1 protein-coding gene and 1 pseudogene are annotated in these 4,624 nt (G+C 31.0%); both read left to right on the plus strand.

What is annotated here, in order from left to right; all coding sequences use genetic code 11:
- A pseudogene (locus AC1DRF_RS17330) lies at positions 1-423 on the plus strand (hypothetical protein); the annotation flags it as partial.
- Positions 420-4,624, plus strand: a 4,205-nt coding sequence (locus tag AC1DRF_RS17335; RefSeq protein WP_477741252.1) for an FtsK/SpoIIIE domain-containing protein, incomplete at its 3' end; no start/stop codon positions are given. The pseudogene AC1DRF_RS17330 and the gene AC1DRF_RS17335, both read left to right, overlap by 4 nt.

The following is a 4,624-nucleotide window of genomic DNA, read 5'->3' on the forward strand; positions in this document are numbered from 1 at the left end:
CTTCATAATGTAGTAAAGGAAGTCATTTCTGACACATTAAAAAGGCACCAAATTTCTATTAATAGAACTTTAGCTAGAGATGGCGGAGTAGGTAACTTTAAAGCGGGCTCTAGTTACAGATATTTGATGACAGATACGTTCTTACAAACACTAGTTTTTATAAACGTGAAACCAAAAGAATCGATAGAATTTAGTGAGTTTTTAAATATTCTATATAAAAAATATGGGTTCATAGTAGGGGAAATGCAGGCACGAGAAAGCGCATTGTATGATAGGTCAAAAGTCAACATTCGTCATTATCAAAAAAATGAGTTGGCTCTTAGGGAGAAATTAAGAAAAAATGGATTGCTAGTAGAATATTCGGATGCTACAGCAATGATTAGAAATCCGTATGAGATGGCAGAAGGTGTGATGACAATATGAGCAATATAACCGAAGACAAATTGTTGGCACAATGGATTAATAGGCTGTTAGTAGATCATTTCAAGAAGCAAAAAGATGAATATACAGAAAAATTATTTGTTAAAATAACCGGATTAACTTCAAATAATATTCAGCTTTTATTAAGTGAATTAAACTTGAATATAGGTTCACTGAGGAATTATTACGAACCTGTTATTCGAACAATAACCCCAGTAGAAGGTTTTAGTAATTTTGCATATAAAGACTTTGAAACAAGTACATGGCTTAGAAATAATACTAAATCTAATCAGGCTCTAATCTTAGTTATTAACGAAATGACACCTGAAGCACAAAGTTTAGAAAATCTATTCACTGTTGATGAATCCTATTTATTAACTTCAAGAGGGTTAATGTCTATTTATAATATTTTAGCAGAATCTGGACAGATTGCCGCGGATGAGATAAAGCATATTGAAGCTTTTATTAAAACTTATCAAAGTATTTGTGAGCCGCAACTTAGAAATGTTGTGAAGTTTTTGGTTCATGTATTAAACGACAATAGTTCCTCAGTTATAGATAGTATTCAAAAGAATTTACCTCACCTTAATTTGTTTGTTGATATGAAGCTAAAAGTAGGTGGAGCAGGTAAAAGTCGTTTACAAAAGAACTATCTACTAGCTAACTTGCAAATTAAAGAGTCACAACATGAGAAAATACAAAATAATCTGTACTTATTTTTAGAACAAGAAGAAAAAAATAATTGGCCCGACGAGATTTGGGAAAGTAAAAATATAGACGAGTTAACTAAAGAAGTAATTGAGTTTTTAAACCAAACATCAGATGCTTTTTTATTTAATGATTTTGACTTTGTCCAAAAAGTCACAGACTTTAAAGTAGGGCCTCCGACTATAAAAGAGCAAATTTGTGAAGTATTAGAAGAGAATAAAGACCGTTTCGAGCAAGAAGAATTAAAAAGCTTTGAAAACGGACTAGATGAAGTAATATCTAATGACAGTCCTGAAGCGATTAAAGAATTTGTCGAAGAGTTTGAGGAAGAATTAACTTCTAAGAACGGGCTTGTGAAGAAGTTAAATCGCTCTGTAGAAAAACTAATGAATCCATCTATATACAGTGATATAACACTAGCTCTTTTAAAAGAGACATTTTCTCTAATTGAAGATGAGAGAGAGAATAGTAACATTATAAACTCAAGATTCAATTTACAAGTTATTACATCTAAAACTAGTGAAAATGTTTTAACAACTTTGAAGCTTTATTTAGAAGGGCTAGAAAAATTAGTACCCAAAATTACCTTTGATAAACTAAAGTTACCTACAGTAGACGAAACTTCTAAGGATACAGATATTACATTTGAATTAAAACACTACATTGATAATGAAGTTATAGGAAATCGTAAATTTAAAATTACCTCATTTAATAATCTCGAGTTGTGCACTCTTAAGCAATATGCTGAAAAAGATATTTTACCTTACATCAAAAATTATGCAGAGAGTGACCTAGAAATATTAGATGTTAATAACTACATGAAGTCAAGTGTGAAAAATTATCTCTCGATGAATGATCAAAACATGCAACAACACTTTGATTATTTTTCAGCTTATTTAGAGCGTTATTTAGTTCATATAAACAAAGCATTTAAAGAAGGTTTTTTTGTACTAGATCCTCAAAGATTAGAACAAGAATTAGAAGAAGTTCTTTCTCGTGTTTCCACTTCTTCGTCCGTTGCTAAACATATTTATCAAAATATTAATATTATAGGTGCCGTAGATTATTTTGATACAAAAAAGGGAGAATCCAGAATACCTGACTCTAGGAAGCTAACTATTGTAAATCCTATCCGGTTAATAGCATATCTTAAGCGTTTTGAAACTCTTAATCAATTTGTTCAAAAATGGTGTGAATATGCTACTCAAGGTAACTTAGAAGTAGAAAAGCTAGAAGAGTACTTAGAATTTGCATACAGTAAAGTTAGTCATTTAGCACCAAGGTATTTTTCAGTATTAGAAGACGATACTTATTTAATCGAAAATGACGAATATTTTGGAGAAGGATCCTTTGTTATAAATACAAAGCAGGCACAAAATACTGACTACTTATCTCAAGAGCTATCTGAAGAATTAATAAAAGTAGTTAAAAACTATTTAGAAGTATACCCCTATGCAAAAGATGGGCTAGATATGCTTTTACTACACTGCCAGAGTAGTGAAGTAGTTATGAAATGTATCGATGCTTTATTTTCAAAAACGAAAGTGAAGAAAATGCGTTTAACTATTCACAGCGAATCTGCTGCTAAAATTCATCATCAATTAAATAAATGGCTACAGCAAAAAGAGGAATATACAAAGTCTGAATTGAATAGTAAATTCCCTAAAATTGAAATAAACGTAATTTCAGGCAGAAACCTTAACAAAATATCAAATCAAGTTGAAAAACAGATGGTAGATGCTGATTTAGTAGTATTAGCGGACTACTTTGGTCAAGGAGAACAAGTAAAGTACAGATATGAACGTGTCACTCCTATAAATTCAACAAGCTGGTTTGAAACTATATATAAAGAGCCACTCAATAATGATGAAGCTGTTAAACGTATAAGTTATGTTAGTGAGCATTTACCTAAAACATTACAATATTTTTATCAGTTGCAATATATAGTTCAAACAAATTTAATGCCTGAAAAAAATGAGGTACAACTTCTAAAAAATATGATATCAATTACGAGCGAAAAACAAAGTGCATTAATTGACTTTATGCATCAACGCTTTAATTGGTCAGTGATTTTAGATAGGTATTTAGACAAAACTCTTTTAACTAAAACGTCTAGTGAAGCAAATATTATTCAATATAAACCTAAAGTAGGAAAGAGCAGTCGTTTCAAGCTTATTGTTTCATCATCTAAATATATTCGTAAACTTACTGAAGAAACAAATGATTTTGCATACTATGACCGGTTGCATCGTAAGCTCGTATCTATAATGAAGAACGAAAATATATCGCGAGATGCGATCATTGAAGCTGTTAATAAAGTTAAAGATATTTCGGGAGCTCTTGTCTTGAAGGTGATTGGTCGAGGAAAATATGCTCATGAAATGCTAGCAACCTATTTATCTACTGAAAGAAGGCTTACTCACAGTGAACGTAAGCTACAGGTATGGTCAGTTTGTGATGACTTACCTTGGTTTTCTAGTAACAAAAGAAGACCAGATTTAGTCTTAACTACTATTGAAAGAGAAAACGAAGGTTTAAAAATCACATTTGAGTTGCTAGAGCTTAAATTTATTAATCATAATATCTTTGATAAGGAGCGTTTTGATGCTCTTAAGCAGGTTAAGCCTGGTATAAGCTTATATAATAACCTGTTTAGATTTGGTAACGAACAGCTAGATACAAATCATTGGAGGAGTGAGCTGGTTCAGTACTTTATCGAAAAGAATTCTTATGGTCCAGAACATGCGAAACTTTTAAAAGACTTACAACACATTTCTTTAGATAAAATAAATGTCTCTATTAGTGGAAGCGTAGATGTGTATTGTTATACGTCTAATTTAACGGAATATAATTTTGAACAATTAGAAAAGGGTGTATATGTAGATTCATTAGATTCTAACATAAAAAATTATATATATACTCGTGCCTATATTTTAAACACGTTGCAAGCAGACGAATCAAATATGCCAGAATATGAAGAGCTTGCGAAACTGGAATCTTTGAATGAGACATTACAAAAAACTTTTGAAAACAAAGATATTGAAGGAATAGTAGGTTTAGTAAAAACAGGGAACATAGAAGTGCAAAATATTGAGGTTAATAAAGCAGATAATGAAGAGGTTCTGAGAACAATAGATAACTTAGATGAGCATACTACTAAAATGGTCAGTCAGGAACAAGACCAAGACCTCAAAAATGAAGTTATTAACACTCAGATAGCAACAATAGAACCCGATAATCATGGTGACTATAGCTACCCTGAAATTAAAGCTCTTAACGGTCTAGAGCTAAAATATGAAGTGGAAGATAATAATAGTGAAGAGCTAAAAAATACGTATATTAGAAAATTAAAATATAACTTTAACCATAATAACATTCATATTAACGTGAAAGAGTCAATTATTGGTTCAAGCGTAATACGTTTAATTTTAACATTGCCCCCGGATCTTTCAGCAAATAAAATTATTTCACGTACAAAAGATATACAGCTATGGCT

It is taken from the genome of Priestia sp. P5_B4 (genome assembly GCF_056400385.1).